Genomic DNA, 19,227 nt, shown 5'->3' with positions numbered 1-19,227 from the left:
CATTAGTTCAGAGCCATATGGAATACGCCATAGAACATAATCGGCCAGCAGGTGTATGGGCTGAGTAAAATATGCAACAGCGTCTTTTTAGGAGCGAAACCGACACCATGAATAAAACCGATACAGACACCAACTAATAACACCATTAATAAATCATGATCCGATTTACCATTTTCCATCAAAAGCCGGTTAGGGAAAATTAATATGGCAGCAGATAAGCCCAGTGCAGTTAATAAACTAATTAAACGTACACCAGACTTATCTATCCACGAATTAGTCATCCAATGTATCCATCGGGCAGTTTTCTAACCACATCACATTAATGATACCGAATGCGACGGCTAATAAAACGCCAAGTATCCAAGCAAAATACCACATAATAGATTCCTAATAGGTTGAATGTTGGTTACCGCGAATAAAGTTCACGTCGATTCTTCGCCACATACGACGATAGGTCCAGAAACTGTAACAAATTATAATTGGCACCATGACGATGGCCACCCAGAACATGATTTTTAATGTCAACAGACTGGAGGTGGCATCCCACATGGTCAGACTATGATTCACAGCATCACTTGATGGCATGACAAATGGGAACATAGAAAAACCAGCTGTCAGAATGATGCCTGTCAGTGTTACGGCACTACTTATAAAAGCCATACCAGGACGGGACAAGTGAGAGAATAGATACACACCAATCATCCCCAGAAAAGCAAATGCTGGGGCTAAAATCATCCATGGATATTGCTGATAGTTCAGCAACCAACCTCCCACTTGGGTGGTGACTTCTTTCATATCCGGAGTGAAACTTGAGTTTGCGGCTGGCATAGCGCTCACAACATAGCCATCCATACCAAAAGAAACCCACAAACCTGCAAGAGCAAATGCGATCAATAAAGCAACCGAACTGGCTTTAGCCACCTGAGTTGCCCGCCACTCCAGACTATCCAGTGTACGAATTTGTAACCAAACAGAGCCATGCATAACGATCATTAACAAGCTGACCACGCCGGATAACAAGGCAAAGGGATTAAGCAGTTGTAAAAATCCACCCGTGTAATTTGGACGCATCATATCGTCGAAGTAAAAGGGGACGCCCAACAATAAATTACCAAAGGCGACACCGAAGATAATCGGGGGGACAACACTTCCCACAAATAAACCCCAATCCCAGCTTGAACGCCAGCGTGAGTTATCCAGTTTGCTGCGATAATCAAAGCCAACAGGTCGTAAGAAAAGTGCAAATAGCGTTAACATCATCGCTAAATAAAAGCCTGAAAATGCCATGGCATAAACAAGGGGCCATGCAGCGAATAAAGCACCACCGGCAGTAACCAACCAGACTTGGTTGCCTTCCCAGTGAGGGCCTACTGTGTTGATCATAATACGGCGTTCTTCGTCTGTATGACCGATAAACGGTAATAAAATACCGACGCCCATATCAAAACCATCGGTGAGAGCGAATCCGATGAGAAGAACGCCCATCAGCAGCCACCAGATTAATTTTAGTGTTTCATAATCAAGAATCATGATTAGCCTCTCTCTGCTGATGCTTCATAGTGGTAACGGCCGGTATGCAAGCTGCTCGGCCCTTGCCTGACGAACCGAATCATCAGATAGAGTTCAACAATTAACAGCAGGGTATAGAACACCACTAAGGCAATTAAACTGTTTTGAACATCACTGGCAGATAAGGTTGATGTCGAAATATGTGTTGGCAAAATGCCACTGATGGTCCAGGGTTGACGACCAAATTCAGCAACAAACCAGCCTGTTTCTGCCGCTATCCAGGGTAGCGGTAGACCGAGCATCGCCAGACGCAGTAACCATTTCTTTTTGTATTCTTGTCGCTTGGCACAATGATAGAAAGACAAGAAAAAGATAATCAGCATGGCAAAGCCAGATGCGACCATGATCCTGAATGCCCAGAACATCGGTGCAACAGGTGGAACGGTATCATGCGCTGCTGCTTTTATTTGTTCATCCGTCGCATCGGTAACGTTATTGGTATATTTTTTCAATAACAAACCATAACCCAAGTCATCTTTGACTTTATCAAATTCGGCTTTGGTTTCCTCTGTTACAGGGCCGTCACGTAATTGTTTTAACAGCGCGTAGGCTTTCATACCATTACGAACACGGTCTTCATGCTCTGCTCTCAGGTCTTTAATCCCAGCTACGGGCTCAGTCACTGATCGTGTAGCAATTATGCCCAGCAAATAAGGGATTTTAACGGCGTAGTCTGTTTCCATTGTTTCGTCATTAGGCCAGCCGAACAAGGTAAAGGCGGCTGGTGGTTCTGCTGTTTCCCACTCGGCTTCAATTGCCGCTAATTTGGTTTTTTGTACATCACCTACTTCATAACCGCTTTCATCACCCAGCAAAATGACTGAGCATATTGCCGCTACGCCGAAACCTGCAGCTACAGCGAAGCTGCGGCGAGCAAAACCGACATCACGGTTTCTTAGTAGGTAATAAGCGCTGATACTTAATACAAACATAGCGCCAGTGACATAACCGGCTGCAACGGTGTGAATAAATTTCACCTGTGCGACAGGGTTGAAAAATACTTCGGCAAAGCTGGTGAGCTCCATACGCATTGTTTCATAGTTGAAGTGCGCTCCGACCGGATTTTGCATCCAGGCGTTTGCCACCAGAATCCACAATGCTGAGAGATTTGAACCTAGTGCGACCAGAAAAGTGGTGGTGAGATGTTGTCGTTTACTGAGTCTGTCCCAGCCAAGGAAAAACATACCAACAAAGGTCGATTCAAGCATAAATGCCATCAAACCTTCTATGGCAAGTGGGGCGCCGAAAATGTCGCCAACGTAATGCGAATAATATGCCCAGTTGGTGCCAAACTGGAATTCCATAGTCAGGCCGGTGGTCACCCCAAGGGCAAAGTTAATCCCGAATAACTTACCCCAGAACTTTGTCATGTCACGGTATATTTCCTTACCTGTCATGACATACACCGATTCCATAATCACCAGAATCCATGATAGCCCCAGCGTGAGCGGCACAAATAAAAAGTGATACAGTGCCGTGATAGCGAACTGCAAACGGGATAAGTCGACTAAGTGTTCAGAAATCAAGGTGAATCTCCATCTGAAGAGTGATTAATAATCACGTCAGCGACGGCGTCATGGGTAATGTCGTCGGGGGCGCTACTAAAAAACAAATGCCATATAAGAAAAAGTAACAACAGCTTGCAAACCAACATGATGCTAAGCTCAATGATCAATTTTCTATCAGTGAATAATTTCTTTGCCACTATTCCACCACAACACAAGTTAAGAAAACATGATCTTAGTCAATTTTAGTTAAATCAGGTTGCACGCTCTGCCAAATTAAGGGGCGAATAATACGCCAGATGCCACAAAAGACAGTATTCTTAGCGGGTTATTTACAAAACTTTACAAACTTGTCACTTTAAAAGCGAGGGAATATTTACACGAATTCGGATTAAACCGGTTTTTTTTCACAGATATGTTGCTTCTGTGTTGTCTGTTAGGCTTTTATCCTGCTAACCTTCGGTGGGAACAATTTTAGGTAGATATCTCAATAATGACGAATACATACAATGCATCTGCCATTGAGGTTTTGACGGGGCTAGAGCCTGTCCGTAAACGACCAGGCATGTACACCGATACAGCACGTCCCAACCATCTTGCTCAAGAGGTCATTGATAATAGTGTTGACGAAGCGGTAGCAGGCCATGCGAAACAAATTCAGGTTACCTTACATAAGGACAATTCACTGGAAGTCAGTGATGATGGCCGAGGTATGCCGGTTGATATTCATCCGGAAGAAGGTGTTCCAGGTGTTGAAGTTATTCTCACGCGCTTACATGCGGGGGGGAAATTCTCCAATAAAAACTACCGTTTTTCCGGTGGTTTGCATGGTGTCGGTGTTTCCGTTGTTAATGCATTGTCCTCGCGTCTGGAAGTCAAAATTCGTCGAAACGCCACGGAATATCAAATTGCGTTTGAAAGTGGTGCTTTGGTTGAAGCCTTGAATGAAATCGGTACCGTTGGAAAACGTAATACCGGAACGACAGTGAGATTCTGGCCCGAAGAACCGTTTTTTGATTCTCCTAAATTTTCTGTTCCCAGACTAAGACATGTGTTGCGAGCAAAAGCTGTTTTATGTCCCGGCCTTGTTGTGACCTTTACCGATTTATCGGGTAAAGAGAAGGTGGAAGATCGCTGGTGCTATGAAGATGGTTTAAATTCATACCTTTCTACGGCGATGACCGATTCGCCCTGTGTTCCTGCAACGCCTTTTGTTGGACATATGAGTGAAGAGTCACAGGAAGTGGACTGGGTACTTATGTGGCAGTTGGAGTCTGGCGATGAGTTAGCAGAAAGTTATGTCAACCTCATTCCTACAGCTCAGGGTGGAACCCATGTTAATGGCTTACGAAGTGGCGTACTGGAAGCACTCCGGGAATTTTGTGAGTTTCGTAACTTATTGCCCAGAGGCGTGAAGCTAGCCCCGGAAGATGTCTGGGAGCGTTGTTGTTATGTGTTATCGGTCAAGTTAGAGGATCCCCAATTCTCAGGTCAGACCAAGGAACGTTTATCTTCTCGTCAATGCGCTGGCTTTGTGTCTGGTGTGGTGAAAGATGCCTTTAGTTTATGGCTGAATCACCACGTAGAAGATGGTGAAAAAATTGCCGATCTGGCGATTAATAATGCGCAGTCCAGATTAAAACAGGCGAAAAAAGTGGTACGCAAACGCGTACAGTCTGGTCCGGCGCTGCCCGGTAAGTTAGCGGATTGCGCTTCTCAGGATCCTTCGCGTACGGAATTATTTTTAGTGGAAGGGGATTCGGCTGGCGGTAGTGCCAAGCAAGGCCGAAATAGAGAGTTTCAGGCCATCATGCCATTACGTGGCAAAATTCTGAATACATGGGAAGTGGAACCCGGACAAGTGCTGGCTTCTCAGGAAGTCCATGATATTGCCGTGGCTATTGGTGTGGATCCCGGTTCTGATGATTTGTCGGGCTTACGTTACGGTAAAGTTTGTATTTTAGCCGATGCGGATTCAGATGGTGCCCACATCGCCACCTTATTATGTGCGTTATTTGTCAGACATTTTCGCCCCCTGGTCGAAGCAGGCCACATCTGCGTTGCTATGCCACCGTTGTATCGTATCGATGTGGGTAAACAAGTGTTCTACGCACTGGATGATGAAGAACGTAAGATTATTCTCGACCGAATTGAAAAAGACAAAATCAAAGGTAAAGTCAGTACTCAGCGCTTTAAAGGTCTGGGGGAAATGAATCCTATGCAACTGCGTGAAACAACGATGGCACCTGATACCCGACGTTTGATTAGACTGACCATTAATGCTGAAGACGATACGATGATGACGCTGGATAAGCTTCTGGCTAAAAAACGTGCTGCTGATCGTAAGTCCTGGCTTGAGCAACATGGTGATTTAGCGGATCTGGCCGCTTTATAAATGATAAAGAGATATAACCCATGACTACTTTCGTCGATGATTTGGAGAATATGCCGCTACGCGATTTCACTGAAAAAGCGTATCTGGATTATTCGATGTATGTCATTCTGGACCGTGCATTACCGCATATTGGTGATGGTCTGAAACCTGTTCAGCGGCGGATTATTTATGCAATGTCTGAACTGGGTCTGAGTGCCTTATCCAAGCATAAAAAATCAGCCAGAACCGTCGGTGACGTCTTAGGTAAATACCATCCGCATGGTGATTCTGCCTGTTATGAAGCCATGGTATTAATGGCGCAGCCGTTCTCTTATCGTTATCCCTTAGTCGATGGACAAGGAAACTGGGGTTCAATCGATGACCCTAAATCTTTTGCTGCAATGCGTTATACCGAAGCGCGTCTGGCAGCTTATTCGCAGGTTTTATTAAGTGAGTTGGGGCAGGGCACAGCGGATTGGGTGCCGAATTTTGACGGTACCATGGATGAGCCGTCCTTGTTGCCAGCCCGGTTGCCTAACCTATTACTAAACGGTACGACAGGGATTGCTGTGGGGATGGCCACTGATGTGCCTCCTCATAATCTGCGTGAAGTGGTTAATGCTTGTCTACGCCTGTTAAAAACACCCAAAAGTACTCTGGAAGATTTGCTTGAAGATATTCAAGGGCCGGATTTCCCAACCGGGGCTGAAATCGTCTCCAGTCGCGATGAAATTCATAAAATGTATGCCACCGGGCATGGCTCGATAAAACAACGGGCATGTTATAAAAAAGAAGAAGGTGAAATCATCATTTATGAGTTGCCCTATCAGGTGTCCGGGGCAAAAGTACTGGAGCAAATCGCGGCTCAGATGCAGGCAAAAAAATTACCGATGGTTGCCGATTTGCGTGATGAGTCGGATCATGAAAACCCAGTTCGTCTGGTCATTATGCCTCGCTCCAACCGGGTTGATATCGACAGTCTGATGTCGCATTTATTTGCGACGACTGATTTAGAACGCAGCCATCGTGTCAATATGAATATGATTGGCATGGATGGTCGTCCGCAGGTGAAAAATCTGTTGGACATGCTGCAGGAATGGTTGGCCTATCGTGTGGAAACGGTTCGTCGTCGTTTGCAATATCGTCTGGATAAAGTGCTGGATCGGATGCACGTTCTGGAAGGCTTACTCGTTGCCTATCTGAATATCGACGAAGTCATTGCGATTATCCGTACTGAAGATGAACCCAAAGCAGTGATGATGGAACGATTCGGTATTACTGACAGACAAGCCGAAGCCATTTTAGAACTGCGTTTACGCCATTTAGCCAAACTGGAAGAGATGAAAATCCGTGGCGAAATGGATGAGTTGAGTAAAGAGCGCAAACAGCTTGAATTATTATTAGGTTCAGACACACGCCTAAAAACACTGATTCGAAAAGAATTGACGGCTGATGCAGAAAAATTTGGTGATGACAGACGTTCAAACATCATTGAAAGAAAGGCCGCAAAAGCATTAAATGCCACCGAGTTATTACCGACAGAACCGTTGACCATCGTGTTATCTGAAAGTGGTTGGGTACGCGCAGCTAAAGGTCATGATGTTGATCCTGCTTCGTTAAATTTCCGTACTGGTGATCGTTATTTTGCTTCAGTAAAAGCCAGAAGTAATCAACAGATTGTGTTTCTGGATGATACTGGCCGTAGTTACTCGCTGGGCGCGCACACACTCCCTTCTGCACGAGGTCAGGGTGAACCGCTGAGTGGGCGTTTACAATCACCTGCCGAGGCCAGGTTTGTGGCTGTGATGGTAGTTGAACCTGAACAGTCAGTCTTACTGACCAATACGGCAGGTTACGGATTCATTACTACGCTTGATAATTTATTGGCTAAAAATAAAGCAGGTAAGGCCATTTTTAATATTCCAAAAGGCGCTGCTTTGCTGCCACCGTTATTTATTGACAGTAAAGAAACACAGATTGCCGTAGCCTCCGGCGATGGTCGTTTACTGGTGTTTCCTGCTGATGACATTCCAGAAATGAATAAGGGCAAAGGGGTTCGTTTGATCAATATTCCTCAGGCGAAATTCACTTCGGGTCAAGAATGGATGCAAGCCGTCGTTATAGTACCTAATGAACAGGGGCTCACCTTACATGCTGGCCGACGTCATTTAACGTTAAAAGCCGCTGATTTAGCCCATTATGAAGGCAGTCGTGGTAAAAGAGGACATAAGCTTCCACGCGGCTTACAGAAAGTCAGTGGTATGGAAGTCGCTGAATAAATTTCATTACCGTGACAACGATGTCATATGACGCTGATAGCGTTGAAGAACAGCCAAAGTATTCTTTCTTCAGCCACATGGCTGTTTTTGCGTGATTTTATAACGATCGCTGCTCAATCTTGTTAAGATATGAGCGCTTAAATAACAAGAGCTTAAAGACCAAACAATCTAATGAAAATCCTGATAAGCAATGATGACGGGTATATGTCGAAAGGCATTCGCACTCTGGCAAAAGCGATGGCAGAACTGGGGGAGATCACCGTTGTCGCCCCTGATAGAAACAGAAGTGGTGCCAGCAATTCACTGACACTGGAAAATCCGCTAAGACTTGAACAACAAGAAGATGGCGTCTATCGCGTTGAAGGCACGCCGACAGACTGTGTGCATCTGGCGATTACAGGCTTACTGGAGGATGAACCGGATATGGTGGTGTCGGGTATTAATGCTGGCGCCAATCTGGGTGATGATGTGCTTTACTCTGGTACGGTAGCGGCGGCCATGGAAGGACGTTTTCTTGGCTTGCCAGCAATCGCTATATCACTCACATCGCATAATGGCACCCACTACGAGACAGCAGCCTGGGTAGCCAAGAAACTTGTTGCCCAGCTTAAGTTATCTGCATTACCCGCTGATACGATTCTGAATGTGAATGTGCCGGATTTACCTATTGACGAAATTACCGGTATTGAAAGTACAAGACTTGGCCATCGTCACAAAGCCGAGCCGGTCATTAAAGAAGTGGATCCACGTGGTCGTATGATGTACTGGATTGGGCCTGCTGGTGAAGAGGAAGATGCGGGTCCAGGAACTGATTTTGATGCTATCCGGCGCGGTGCTGTTTCGGTGACTCCTTTGCAAATTGATTTAACACGCTACGATGCTATTGATGGCGTTGCCAACTGGTTGAAAGATATCTGAAATGAAAACCGACTACCGAGGCATCGGCATGACCTCACAGCGCACACGCGATCGATTGGTAACTCGATTACAGGAGCGTGGAATCAAGAATAATGAAGTGCTTTCTGTCATTCGTGAGATGCCAAGACATTTATTTGTCGATGAAGCTTTAGCCAGCCGTGCTTATGAAGATACGGCTTTGCCGATTGGTCATGGTCAGACTATTTCACAGCCATATATTGTGGCAAAAATGACTGAAATCCTGCTCGAAGATGGGCCACGCCAGAAAATTCTGGAAGTAGGTACGGGTTCCGGTTATCAGACGGCGGTGTTATCTAAACTGGTTGAACGGGTCTACAGTGTTGAACGAATTTCGCCGCTGCAAAATCAGGCTCGTGAACGTTTTTATCAACTTAAACTCAATAATATAAAACTCAAACACAGTGATGGTAACTGGGGTTGGGAATGGTATGCACCGTATGACGGTATTATTGTGACCTGTGCGCCTGAACACATCCCATTAGAATTATTAAAACAGTTAGCGCCGGGCGGACGTCTGGTGATACCGGTTGGTACAAGTCAGGGTCAGTCTCTACGTGTGATTGATCGTCAGGGTGACAGGTACGAAGAAACGGAGTTAGATCCTGTCAGTTTTGTTCCTCTATTGAGTGGTCAGATTTAATGCGCTTATTTTCAGGTTTGTATGCACAAGTGATGATATGGGCCCGACATAAGTACGCAACCTACTGGTTAGCTTTAGTCAGTTTTACCGAGTCTTCCTGTTTTCTTGTGCCACCGGATGTAATGCTGGCACCGATGACCTTAGCCAGACCAGAACGTGCCTGGTTTTTGGCTGCTTTAACCACAGTGACATCAGTTTTAGGTGGGTTGTTGGGGTATCTCATTGGCTTGTTTGCTTTTAATATGGTTGAACCCTGGCTGGTGTCTCTAGGTTATATGGATGCTTACACCCATGCTGCCGAGTGGTTCCATGAGTGGGGAATCTGGGCCATTTTTCTTGCTGGATTTACACCGATTCCCTTTAAAATCTTTACTATCGCGGCCGGCGTAGCCAGCATGGCTCTATTACCATTTATATTTGGTTCTTTGGTTGGGCGGGGAATGCGTTTCTTTCTGGTGGCGGCTTTAATGCGTTGGGGCGGTGCTGAGTTAGAGTCAAAACTTCATTTATGGATTGATCGTATTGGCTGGTTTACGGTGTTAGCACTGGTGATAGGTTATTTTATCTTCATATAAATTTATGCAATGGATCTGGCCGTTACTACTGGTTTTTACCTTAACATCCTGTGGTGGTGGAAGCCGGGCGTTGGCGCCAGTTGGTTCCTATGGTTATGAAAGCAATCAGCGGAAAATAGCCAAAACGCCTTATTCTTATACGGTCAAAAAAGGCGATACTCTGTATTCCATAAGTTGGCGTTATGGAATGGATTACAAGGAATTGGCGCGTATTAATGGCATTCGGTCTCCTTACACCATATACGTCGGACAAAAGTTAAAATTCAGAGGTTCTACGTCAAGTACTAGGGCGCCGTCCAGTTCCAGCAAACAAAAAGTAGTGACCAAGCCGACGACGCCTGCACCAAAACCTAAAACACAAGCGAAGCCAACTTCCCAGCCAGCAACTGCCTCAACAAACTCCAGCTATACGGGTAGCCAGAACTTGCAATGGCGCTGGCCGACGGATGGACTGGTGATTGCGACATATTCCAATAGCAGTTCAGGTGGTAAGGGTATTGATATTTCTGGCAAAGCCGGGCAACCGGTAGTCGCCGCCGCTTCAGGAAAAGTGGTTTACAGTGGTAATGGTTTGCCGAGATATGGCAACTTATTGATTATAAAACATAACGATGTTTACTTGAGTGCCTATGCGCATAACGAACGTTTGTTAGTGAAAGAGGGCGAGGTTGTGAAGTCTGGGCAAAAGATTGCCACATTAGGACGGACCGGTACTCAGCGATACCAACTGCATTTTGAAATTCGTCGTAATGGTAAACCTGTCGATCCACAACGTTTTCTACCCAAACAATAAACGCTGGGTACGCCATTTTTATGACAAATCAGCTACAATATGTGGCTTGCCGGATTCGCCGGTAGTTCAATCAAATTTACTAGAGGTTACCTTTGGAACTAGGCGCAACGATGCAGCGAATCAAAGACCTACGGGATCGCAGTGACGATCTTAGGGGGTATCTTTGACTATGATGAGAAAGCTGAACGATTAATTGAAGTCACGCGCGAACTGGAGTCGCCCAGTGTGTGGGAAAATCCGGAAACTGCCCAGAAACTAGGGCAGGAACGTGCGAGTTTAGAAAAAATTGTCACCACCTTATCCGGCCATCGTGACATGCTGGATGATGCAAAAGAATTACTCGAATTAGCCGTTGAAGATAATGATCAGGCCACGTTTGATGCGATCCAGGCTGATCTGAATGAATTAGAAAAAGGTCTGGAAAAGCTGGAATTTCAACGCATGTTCTCCGGTAAGCTGGATAAGAACAATGCCTATCTGGACATTCAGTCAGGTTCTGGTGGAACTGAGGCACAAGACTGGGCAAACATGATTTTGCGTATGTATCTGCGTTGGGGTGAGTCACAAGACTATAAAGTCGAATTGATCGAAGTCTCTGCTGGTGAGGTGGCGGGTATTAAAAGTGCCACAGTCCGGTTTGAAGGCGAATATGCCTTTGGTATGCTGCGGACCGAAACCGGTGTACACCGCCTGGTTCGTAAGTCACCGTTTGATTCTGGTGCGCGTCGCCATACCTCATTTGCATCGGTATTCGTTTATCCGGAAGTGGATGACACCATTGAAATTGATATCAACCCGGCAGATCTGAGAACCGATACTTATCGTTCCAGTGGTGCCGGCGGTCAGCATGTTAATACGACGGATTCTGCTGTTCGTATTACGCATGTACCTACCAATACGGTGGTGCAATGTCAGACCGAACGCTCGCAGCATCAGAATAGAGACCGTGCAATGAACCAGTTACGTGCGAAACTGTACGAACTGGAGTTGATGAAACAAAACGAAGTGAAACAGGCTGCTGAAGAGTCGAAGTCAGATATTGGCTGGGGCAGTCAGATACGTTCTTATGTGCTCGATCAGTCCCGCATCAAGGACCTGCGAACAGGCGTCGAAACCGGCAATACTCAAGCGGTCTTAGATGGTGACCTGGACCAATTTATTGAAGCCTCACTCAAATCAGGATTATAAGCTGGAAACCCGAATGACAAATGAAACAGAATTGGACGAAAACCGATTAATTGCCCAACGCCGTGAAAAACTGGCCGACTTAAGAGAGCAGGGCAATGCTTTTCCTAACGACTTCCGTCGTAATGTAATGAACGCTGAATTACAGGCAGAATACGCAGAGTGGGATGCTGAAAAATTAAAGGCAAATCCATTACGCGTGAAGATTGCCGGCCGTATGATGACCAAGCGTGTCATGGGTAAAGCAAGTTTTGCCACCATTCGTGATATGTCTGGCAATATTCAGTTGTATGTCGCACGCGATGAATTACCGGAAGGTGTCTATGCGCAATTTAAAAGTTGGGATTTAGGCGATATTATCGGTGCTGAAGGCACACTATTTCGTACCCAGAAAGGCGAGTTGTCGGTGCATGTTGATAGTATTCAGCTTTTAACAAAATCGCTCAGACCATTACCAGAAAAATTCCACGGATTATCGGATCAGGAAACACGCTATCGTCAACGCTATGTTGATTTAATCATGAACGAAGCCAGTCGTGATGTGTTCCGTATTCGTACCAAAATTGTTGATGGTGTTCGTCGTTACCTGATGAGCAAGGATTATCTGGAAGTGGAAACACCGATGATGCAGGCAATTCCAGGTGGTGCCACAGCCCGTCCATTTACGACACATCACAATGCGCTGGATATGGGCTTATACTTGCGTATTGCCCCAGAGCTTTATCTGAAGCGTCTGGTAGTCGGTGGTTTCGAACGCGTATTTGAAATCAATCGTAACTTCCGTAACGAAGGTTTATCGACTCGTCATAATCCAGAATTCACCATGGTGGAGTTTTACCAAGCCTATGCTGACTACCATGAATTAATGGATTTGACTGAGGATATGCTGCGTACCATCACGCAAGATGTGTTGGGTACAACGCAAGTGCACTATCAAGGTTTAGACATTGATTTTGCCAAACCCTTTACCCGAATGACCGTGAAAGAGTCGATTCTGCATTTCAATCCTGAATTAAAAGCTGAACAACTGGATGATATTGAGTCTGCACGTGCAATCGCTAAATCATTAGATATCGCGCTGAAAGACAGTTATGGTTTGGGTAAAGTCCAGATTGAGATTTTTGAAAAAACCGTTGAACACCGTTTAATGGATCCGACTTTCATCACGGCTTATCCAACCGAAGTCTCACCATTAGCGCGTCGTAATGATAATGATCCGTTTGTGACCGACCGTTTTGAATTTTTTGTCGGTGGTCGTGAAATTGCTAATGGCTTCTCAGAGCTTAATGATGCCGAAGATCAGGCGGAACGTTTCAAAGCACAGGTGGAAGAAAAAGACGCCGGTGACGATGAAGCGATGCATTATGATGCCGATTACATTCGTGCTCTTGAATACGGTATGCCACCTACCGCGGGTGAGGGTATCGGTATTGATCGACTGGTGATGTTACTGACAGACTCACCTTCTATAAGGGACGTCTTGTTATTCCCGCATATGCGTCCTGAATAGTTATATATTAGTTAATAAAAAAGGCGAGTTTTGACTCGCCTTTTTTGTTTCTGTTTTATTGCAGGGGGAGGTTGTAAGAGGCACGAACCCCAAAAGTTTTTATTCAGCCGCCGGACATGCACCAATCCGTTTTGCGGTAAAATTCATCTTCATCACCATCACCCCCATCGGACTATTCATTTCACTGCTCATTTGACCATCCATATGATCACCGTGGAAATTAGTGTGGCCGATAAAGTGATTTTTTATACCTTGAATATCACAGTCAACAGCAAAGTCAGCACTATCCCGTAATACCTTTACTTTTTGAACAATACACTGCTGAGGTATTTCCAACATATTCACACCTTTATCAATCTGAGCCTGGGTCAGACATTCCTGATTGGTGCTGGTTTGTGGTTGCAGTGACATCGGGCCTTCGATGGTTGTGGTTGTGGTATGAGCCCAAATGCCGGGGTGGAGGTTAGGTGTTTCAGCAAGAACGGGGAAACTGATAATGGTCAGACTAAAACAGATCAGTAACATATAAGCGCGTTGAAACATGAGACGTTCTCCTAGAGTTTTATTCATCACTGAATAATGAATCTCGCACATATTGCCGCGAGTTTCTCAATATAGCAATGCGTCTATGGTGAAATAGTGATAACTGGTTTGACACGCACTGCTTGCCAAAAATAACGTGACCAGTAGCTGTTGTGCATACTGGAAATAGTAACGCCGACTTTGGTGGACACATGCAAAAATTTATCGTCTTCTAGATAAATTCCGACATGACTGCCCTTACGGAAAAAAACCAAGTCCCCAGATTTGAGTTCGCTTCGTTTTATCGGATGCCCCTGCAGGATTTGTTGCGACGTTGTTCTGGGCATAGGGATGCCAAATAGTGTTTGATACGTCTGCTGTACAAAAGCAGAGCAATCTATACCAGAGTGACTATTACCACCTAAACGGTAAGGGGTGCTTGCCCATTGTTGATATTGACGATAAAGCAGACTAAGCGTTTGTTGCTGATCAGGCGTAGCAATGGCTTGTGGTGGAGGGCTATAACTATAGTCGGGAGGACTCGTCTGACAAGCAGCGAGCAGATTGAGTAAGGACAGAATTATGAAGCGCCATAAATAGCGGTTTAACCGATTAATCTCTAAGTGGAGAATATGCATATCACACAGTTCTGTCTCTTTGCTTCCAAATAAACAAAAAGGGCAGTATGACTGCCCCTTATGCATAAATTTAGTTTTAAGGTTTGATGTTAAATAAAGCTAATGCTTCCAGATATTCTTCACTATTTTCGTCAATTTCATATACAGTCAGACCTGTATCTGCACCCACTTTCTCGAAAGAAATCACTTTATTTAATGTGAGCGGGTCTAGTGCTTTTTCAGTATCAAATAAGCTTTGAAGGTAGGCAACTTGCACCACATCGACTAAATCAGGACCGGAAGGACCACTATTACGATTGAGATTTTTATGTTCAGCGGCGACCTCAACCAAACTTTGTGGAAATTCCCATTTGCGGAGGATTGCTGCGCCAATACGCGGATAAAGATTATCGATAATCTGGTCTAAACGCTGCGGATTTTCTAATAAACCGGGTTCGTCTTGGGCCTGCATTAGAATAGGGAGTGTGCCTATGGAGTGAATTAAGCCCGCTAACATCGCTTCATCTGTATTCATTTTGGGAAGTTTGCTGGCCAGCACCTGACTCTGCGCAGAAACCTTAGTGCTATGCTCCCAGAGTGTTTTTAAACGTTTTTCTAAACGTTTATTGGTCGCTTTAAACATTTGTTCCATCATCAGACTGGTAACGATATTACGCACCATTGTAAGTCCCAGTCTTGGCACGGCCATGTGGATACTTTCAATCGGGACTCGGCCACGGTATAGCGGACTATTGGCAACTTTTAATAAGCGCGCTGACAGGGCAGGATCGGTTACAATAATATCTGCCAATTGCACTGCAGTGGCATCTGGATCATCGACAACTTCTCTCACCTTCAAGGCCACTTCTGGCAATGTCGGTAGAAGAAGTTTACCGTCCTCAAGATCTTTCAGGATTTTGTTATAAAATAGGTCTTGCTGGCTCATAGTAATCGCTTCTGATAAATGAATTTGAAGTGTTTATTAATTTCAGTTATTTTGCTTAGTTTGCCGACAGTTTTTAGCTTATCGCAGGTATTCAGTTGAACGACGAATTTCCAAGAATTAAACGCCTTCCGCCCTACGTTTTCAACATTGTAAATGATTTGAAAGCAAAAGCACGTGCGCGTGGTGAGGATATCATTGATTTTGGTATGGGTAACCCCGATCGCCCTGCACCCGCACATATTGTAGAAAAACTGGTCGAGGCGGCGCAGCGGCCAGATACCCACCGTTATTCGGTTTCTCGTGGTATTCCCAGGTTACGTAAAGCTTGCGCGGGCTGGTACAAACGTAAGTTTGATGTCGAACTTGATCCGGAAACTGAATGCATTGTTACTATCGGCTCTAAAGAAGGTTTAGCGCATCTAGCACTAGCTACTGTCGGTCCTGGTGATGCGGTATTAGTGCCTAACCCCGCTTATCCGATTCATCCTTATGGCTTTGTTATCGCGGGCGCAGATATCCGCCATGTGCCATTGACGCCTGATGTCGACTTTTTTGCTGAGCTGGAAAAATCGGTTAAGGATTCATGGCCTAAACCCAAAATGCTGGTGCTGAATTTCCCTGGCAACCCGACAACACAATGTGTTGATTTGGACTTTTTCCAACGGGTAGTCGACTTTGCCCGCGAGCATAAAATCTGGGTGATTCATGATCTGGCTTATGGTGAAATTGTATTTGATGGCTATAAAGCGCCGTCCATTTTACAAGTGCCGGGCGCGAAAGAAGTCGCTGTTGAGTTTTATACCCTGTCAAAAACGTACAATATGCCTGGCTGGCGTGTGGGCTTTATGTCTGGTAATCCGACATTAGTCGCTGCACTGGCACGAATGAAGTCTTATCTGGACTACGGTATGTTTACGCCGATTCAGGTAGCAGCCATTACCGCTCTGGAAGGGCCACAGGACTGTGTTGATGAAATTGTGGAAACTTACAGAAGTCGTCGTGATGTTTTATGTGATGGACTGAATGCCATTGGCTGGCAGGTAGAAAAACCCAAAGCCACCATGTTTGTCTGGGCGAAGATTCCTGAGAAATATCGTGAGCTTGGCTCATTAGAATTTAGTAAAAAATTATTGAAAGAAGCGAAAGTCGCTGTATCACCAGGTATTGGTTTTGGTGAGTACGGGGATGATTATGTACGCTTTGGATTGATTGAAAATGAACATCGTACACGTCAGGCGATCCGTGGGATCCGTGACATGATGAGAAAACCGTAGGGGGCAGAGTGCAATCAGTAAAAATCGGAATTCTGGGTTTAGGAACGGTTGGTAGTGGTACTGTCAACGTATTAACCCGGAACTCGAGAGAAATCAGTCGTCGTGCAGGCCGTGATATTGAAATATATCGCGCTGCTGATCGTGACCTTGATAAACCTAAAGGCTGTGACACTTCTGCTATCAATTTAACGGATGATGCTTTTGACATCATCAACGATCCTGAGATTCAGATTGTTGTTGAATTGATTGGCGGTACAGGTGTTGCTAAAGAGTTGGTGATTAAAGCCATCGAAAATGGCAAGCATGTCGTGACAGCCAACAAAGCGCTTATTGCCATACATGGTAATGAGCTATTTGAGCTTGCTCAGGAAAAAGGCGTCACAATCTCCTTCGAAGCGGCAGTTGCTGGTGGTATTCCGATTATCAAAGCCATGCGTGAAGGTCTGGCTGGTAACCGCATTGAATGGCTGGCAGGCATTATCAACGGTACAGGTAACTTTATCCTGACTGAAATGCGGGAAAAAGGTCGTGATTTTGCTGACGTTTTAGCGGAAGCACAGGCGCTGGGTTATGCCGAAGCGGATCCTACGTTTGATATTGAAGGTATTGATGCGGCGCATAAACTCACCATTATGGCTTCCATTGCATTTGGTATACCGTTGCAGTTTGATAAATGCTACACCGAAGGTATCAGCCGTATAGCGCAAGAAGATGTGCTGAACGCCAATGAATTGGGTTACCGCATTAAACACCTGGGTATTGCGAAGAAAACCACAGCTGGTGTGGAACTAAGAGTCCACCCGACCTTGATTCCGCAGCGACGTTTATTAGCCAATGTAAATGGTGTGATGAACGCGGTTGTGGTGAAAGGTGATGCAGTTGGCCCAACACTCTATTACGGTGCAGGTGCAGGTTCAGAAGCCACGGCTTCAGCCGTTGTCGCAGATATCGTGGATATCGTTCGTGCTTTGACCACTGATCCTGAAAATCGCGTACCCCATTTGGCCTTCCAGCCTGATGCATTAAAAGACACGCCGATTCTGCCTATGTCAGAAGTGGTGACATCGTATTATTTACGTATTCATACCTTAGACAAGCCGGGTGTGTTAGCCGATATAACCCGTATTTTGAGCAATGAGGGCATCAATATTGAAGCTATCTTGCAAAAGCAGCCTGAAGAACATGAAGGCATGGTACCGATTATCATGTTGACCCAAGCTGTGGTAGAGAAAAATATGGACCAGGCCATTGCACAAATTGAGGCATTGGATACGGTGCCGGATTCTATTATGCGTATTCGCATGGAATCTCTCGGTGGTTAAGCCTGTATAAAGAATTCATTTAGAGGAAATTATTATGTCATTTCGACCACGTTACACTGGACTCATTGAGCGCTATCGCGACCGTTTACCAGTCAATGACGATACCCGCCTGATCAGTCTTGGTGAAGGCAATACCCCGCTTATTAAGCTCAACCACATTACCAAAGAGCTGGGTAAGGATGTCGATATTTATGTGAAGTACGAAGGTCTGAACCCAACGGGGTCATTTAAAGATCGTGGTATGACCATGGCTGTGACCAAAGCGGTAGAAGAGGGAAGTAAAGCGATTATCTGTGCCTCAACAGGTAATACATCGGCTGCGGCTGCGGCTTATGCTGCACGTGCAGGCATCGCTGCATTTGTACTTATCCCAGACGGCAAAATCGCACAAGGCAAACTGGCCCAGGCAATGATGCACGGTGCAACCGTTATTCAAATCAAAGGCAACTTTGATCAGGGCATGCAGTTAGTCAAAGAAGTCGCTGAACATGCGCCGGTGACTATTGTGAACTCGATAAACCCATATCGTTTACAAGGACAGAAAACAGCGGCCTTTGAAATTGTCGAAGAACTGGGCCGAGCGCCTGACTATCACTGTTTGCCTGTAGGGAATGCCGGTAATATTACGGCTCACTGGATTGGCTACTGTGAGTATTCATGTAATTCAGGTGATCATGTCACCGATTCATGTGCTTATTGTGGTGGTAAATGTAAATATGCGGGTGGTGCCATTGTCGGCAATCGTCCTAAGATGATTGGTTATCAGGCGGCTGGCAGTGCGCCTTTCATGCGTGGTCATATGGTAGATGATCCTGAAACAGTCGCCACAGCAATTCGTATCGGTCACCCGCAAAGCTGGGATAAAGCCTGGCAGGTGAAAGAAGAGTCGGGCGGTTGGTTTGATGAGTGCTCTGATGAAGAAATTCTGGCTGCGCAGAAGTTATTAGCTGAAAAAGAAGGTGTGTTCTGTGAGCCTGCTTCAGCAACATCTTTGGCGGGAGCTATGCGTGATATTAAATCAGGCAAAATCCCTGAAGGCAGCACTATTGTTTGTACTTTAACGGGTCACGGCTTAAAAGATCCTGACACAGCGATCAAACAAAGTACATCTGCTGTTGTTACCGTAAATGCTGAGCTTGATGCCGTGCGTGAAGCCATTTTGAACAATATGGCGTAA

19 protein-coding genes are annotated in these 19,227 nt (G+C 45.4%); 11 read left to right on the top strand and 8 right to left on the bottom strand.

Going from position 1 to position 19,227, the window contains the following annotated elements; all coding sequences use genetic code 11:
* Positions 1-2 precede the first annotated feature (2 nt).
* From QQL60_RS09640 to cydP, 5 genes are read right to left on the bottom strand one after another with little or no spacing between them, the layout of a single operon-like run.
* Positions 3-281, bottom strand: coding sequence for a cyd operon YbgE family protein (locus tag QQL60_RS09640; protein WP_007146823.1), 279 nt, complete (start codon positions 279-281; stop codon positions 3-5).
* The gene (gene cydX / locus QQL60_RS09635; protein ID WP_040576631.1) at positions 274-378 is read right to left on the bottom strand and encodes a cytochrome bd-I oxidase subunit CydX; all 105 of its coding nucleotides are present in this window, start codon (positions 376-378) and stop codon (positions 274-276) included. The genes QQL60_RS09640 and cydX overlap by 8 nt, the downstream gene beginning before the upstream one ends.
* A 9-nt stretch (positions 379-387) precedes the next feature.
* Positions 388-1,530: a cytochrome d ubiquinol oxidase subunit II gene (gene cydB, locus QQL60_RS09630; RefSeq protein ID WP_284723178.1), complete on the bottom strand. Its 1,143-nt coding sequence runs from the start codon at positions 1,528-1,530 to the stop codon at positions 388-390.
* Positions 1,531-1,532: 2 nt separating this feature from the next.
* Positions 1,533-3,095 carry a cytochrome ubiquinol oxidase subunit I gene (locus tag QQL60_RS09625; RefSeq protein ID WP_273180263.1) on the bottom strand — a complete coding sequence of 521 codons (1,563 nt, stop codon included), beginning with the start codon at positions 3,093-3,095 and terminating at the stop codon, positions 1,533-1,535.
* On the bottom strand, positions 3,092-3,274 hold the full coding sequence (gene cydP, locus QQL60_RS15285; RefSeq protein WP_379006734.1) for a cytochrome oxidase putative small subunit CydP: 183 nt from the start codon (positions 3,272-3,274) through the stop codon (positions 3,092-3,094). Before cydP ends, QQL60_RS09625 begins: the two co-directional genes overlap by 4 nt.
* Before the next feature lie 293 nt (positions 3,275-3,567).
* On the opposite strand from cydP, the gene parE reads away from it, so the two are divergent.
* The 8 genes from parE to lysS all read left to right on the top strand — a co-directional run bounded on the left by parE (position 3,568) and on the right by lysS (position 13,369).
* Positions 3,568-5,469, top strand: coding sequence for a DNA topoisomerase IV subunit B (parE, locus tag QQL60_RS09620; RefSeq protein ID WP_284723177.1), 1,902 nt, complete (start codon positions 3,568-3,570; stop codon positions 5,467-5,469).
* A 20-nt stretch (positions 5,470-5,489) separates the two neighbouring features.
* Entirely contained in the window at positions 5,490-7,727 is a 2,238-nt protein-coding gene (gene parC, locus QQL60_RS09615; RefSeq protein WP_007146818.1) for a DNA topoisomerase IV subunit A, read from the top strand.
* 171 nt (positions 7,728-7,898) lie between these two features.
* The gene (gene surE, locus QQL60_RS09610) at positions 7,899-8,645 is read left to right on the top strand and encodes a 5'/3'-nucleotidase SurE (protein ID WP_007146817.1); all 747 of its coding nucleotides are present in this window, start codon (positions 7,899-7,901) and stop codon (positions 8,643-8,645) included.
* 1 nt (position 8,646) lies between these two features.
* A complete protein-coding gene (locus tag QQL60_RS09605) occupies positions 8,647-9,306 on the top strand; it encodes a protein-L-isoaspartate(D-aspartate) O-methyltransferase (protein WP_007146816.1) in 660 nt (219 codons plus the stop codon).
* On the top strand, positions 9,306-9,881 hold the full coding sequence (locus tag QQL60_RS09600; RefSeq protein WP_273180266.1) for a YqaA family protein: 576 nt from the start codon (positions 9,306-9,308) through the stop codon (positions 9,879-9,881). Before QQL60_RS09605 ends, QQL60_RS09600 begins: the two co-directional genes overlap by 1 nt.
* Before the next feature lie 4 nt (positions 9,882-9,885).
* Positions 9,886-10,674 carry a peptidoglycan DD-metalloendopeptidase family protein gene (locus QQL60_RS09595; RefSeq protein WP_284450950.1) on the top strand — a complete coding sequence of 263 codons (789 nt, stop codon included), beginning with the start codon at positions 9,886-9,888 and terminating at the stop codon, positions 10,672-10,674.
* A gap of 110 nt (positions 10,675-10,784) precedes the next feature.
* Positions 10,785-11,862, top strand: a protein-coding gene (gene prfB / locus QQL60_RS09590) for a peptide chain release factor 2 (RefSeq protein ID WP_284723176.1) whose coding sequence is annotated in 2 segments (ribosomal slippage) — positions 10,785-10,838 and positions 10,840-11,862 — 1,077 coding nt in all. Because the reading frame shifts where the segments join, the coding sequence is not laid out codon by codon here.
* Positions 11,863-11,875: 13 nt separating this feature from the next.
* Positions 11,876-13,369: a lysine--tRNA ligase gene (lysS, locus tag QQL60_RS09585; RefSeq protein WP_007146812.1), complete on the top strand. Its 1,494-nt coding sequence runs from the start codon at positions 11,876-11,878 to the stop codon at positions 13,367-13,369.
* Positions 13,370-13,468: 99 nt separating this feature from the next.
* Here the strand turns inward: lysS and QQL60_RS09580 are convergent, their stop codons facing one another.
* From QQL60_RS09580 to QQL60_RS09570, 3 genes are all read right to left on the bottom strand, one after another.
* Complete coding sequence (locus QQL60_RS09580; RefSeq protein WP_284723175.1) at positions 13,469-13,912, bottom strand: DUF3617 domain-containing protein; 444 nt, start codon at positions 13,910-13,912, stop codon at positions 13,469-13,471.
* Positions 13,913-13,995: 83 nt separating this feature from the next.
* Positions 13,996-14,529, bottom strand: a complete 534-nt coding sequence (locus QQL60_RS09575; RefSeq protein ID WP_284723174.1) for an NlpC/P60 family protein — start codon at positions 14,527-14,529, stop codon at positions 13,996-13,998.
* A 76-nt stretch (positions 14,530-14,605) separates the two neighbouring features.
* Positions 14,606-15,454 (bottom strand): HDOD domain-containing protein, encoded by an 849-nt coding sequence (locus QQL60_RS09570; RefSeq protein ID WP_007146809.1) that lies wholly within the window; start codon positions 15,452-15,454, stop codon positions 14,606-14,608.
* A gap of 95 nt (positions 15,455-15,549) precedes the next feature.
* Here QQL60_RS09570 and alaC point away from each other — a divergent pair, with 95 nt between their 5' ends.
* From alaC to thrC, 3 genes are read left to right on the top strand one after another with little or no spacing between them, the layout of a single operon-like run.
* Positions 15,550-16,728 (top strand): alanine transaminase, encoded by a 1,179-nt coding sequence (gene alaC, locus QQL60_RS09565; RefSeq protein WP_040576629.1) that lies wholly within the window; start codon positions 15,550-15,552, stop codon positions 16,726-16,728.
* 8 nt (positions 16,729-16,736) lie between these two features.
* Positions 16,737-18,050, top strand: coding sequence for a homoserine dehydrogenase (locus tag QQL60_RS09560; RefSeq protein WP_007146807.1), 1,314 nt, complete (start codon positions 16,737-16,739; stop codon positions 18,048-18,050).
* Positions 18,051-18,084: 34 nt separating this feature from the next.
* Positions 18,085-19,227 carry a threonine synthase gene (gene thrC / locus QQL60_RS09555; protein WP_007146806.1) on the top strand — a complete coding sequence of 381 codons (1,143 nt, stop codon included), beginning with the start codon at positions 18,085-18,087 and terminating at the stop codon, positions 19,225-19,227.

Source organism: Methylophaga thalassica, from assembly GCF_030159795.1.
Taxonomy (GTDB): domain Bacteria; phylum Pseudomonadota; class Gammaproteobacteria; order Nitrosococcales; family Methylophagaceae; genus Methylophaga; species Methylophaga thalassica.
Note: the sequence above shows the minus strand (reverse complement) of the source record. Positions and strands in the feature narration are given on the sequence as shown.

Excerpts from the sequence above, each read along its gene's own strand:
- parE (WP_284723177.1), top strand. The coding sequence starts at position 3,568 with ATGACGAATACATACAATGCATCTGCCATTGAGGTTTTGACGGGGCTA.
- QQL60_RS09570 (WP_007146809.1), bottom strand. The coding sequence starts at position 15,454 with ATGAGCCAGCAAGACCTATTTTATAACAAAATCCTGAAAGATCTTGAG.
- thrC (WP_007146806.1), top strand. The coding sequence starts at position 18,085 with ATGTCATTTCGACCACGTTACACTGGACTCATTGAGCGCTATCGCGAC.
- lysS (WP_007146812.1), top strand. The coding sequence starts at position 11,876 with ATGACAAATGAAACAGAATTGGACGAAAACCGATTAATTGCCCAACGC.
- cydX (WP_040576631.1), bottom strand. The coding sequence starts at position 378 with ATGTGGTATTTTGCTTGGATACTTGGCGTTTTATTAGCCGTCGCATTC.
- QQL60_RS09580 (WP_284723175.1), bottom strand. The coding sequence starts at position 13,912 with ATGTTTCAACGCGCTTATATGTTACTGATCTGTTTTAGTCTGACCATT.
- parC (WP_007146818.1), top strand. The coding sequence starts at position 5,490 with ATGACTACTTTCGTCGATGATTTGGAGAATATGCCGCTACGCGATTTC.
- QQL60_RS09600 (WP_273180266.1), top strand. The coding sequence starts at position 9,306 with ATGCGCTTATTTTCAGGTTTGTATGCACAAGTGATGATATGGGCCCGA.
- QQL60_RS09605 (WP_007146816.1), top strand. The coding sequence starts at position 8,647 with ATGAAAACCGACTACCGAGGCATCGGCATGACCTCACAGCGCACACGC.
- QQL60_RS09640 (WP_007146823.1), bottom strand. The coding sequence starts at position 281 with ATGACTAATTCGTGGATAGATAAGTCTGGTGTACGTTTAATTAGTTTA.
- cydB (WP_284723178.1), bottom strand. The coding sequence starts at position 1,530 with ATGATTCTTGATTATGAAACACTAAAATTAATCTGGTGGCTGCTGATG.
- surE (WP_007146817.1), top strand. The coding sequence starts at position 7,899 with ATGAAAATCCTGATAAGCAATGATGACGGGTATATGTCGAAAGGCATT.
- QQL60_RS09575 (WP_284723174.1), bottom strand. The coding sequence starts at position 14,529 with ATGCATATTCTCCACTTAGAGATTAATCGGTTAAACCGCTATTTATGG.
- QQL60_RS09595 (WP_284450950.1), top strand. The coding sequence starts at position 9,886 with ATGCAATGGATCTGGCCGTTACTACTGGTTTTTACCTTAACATCCTGT.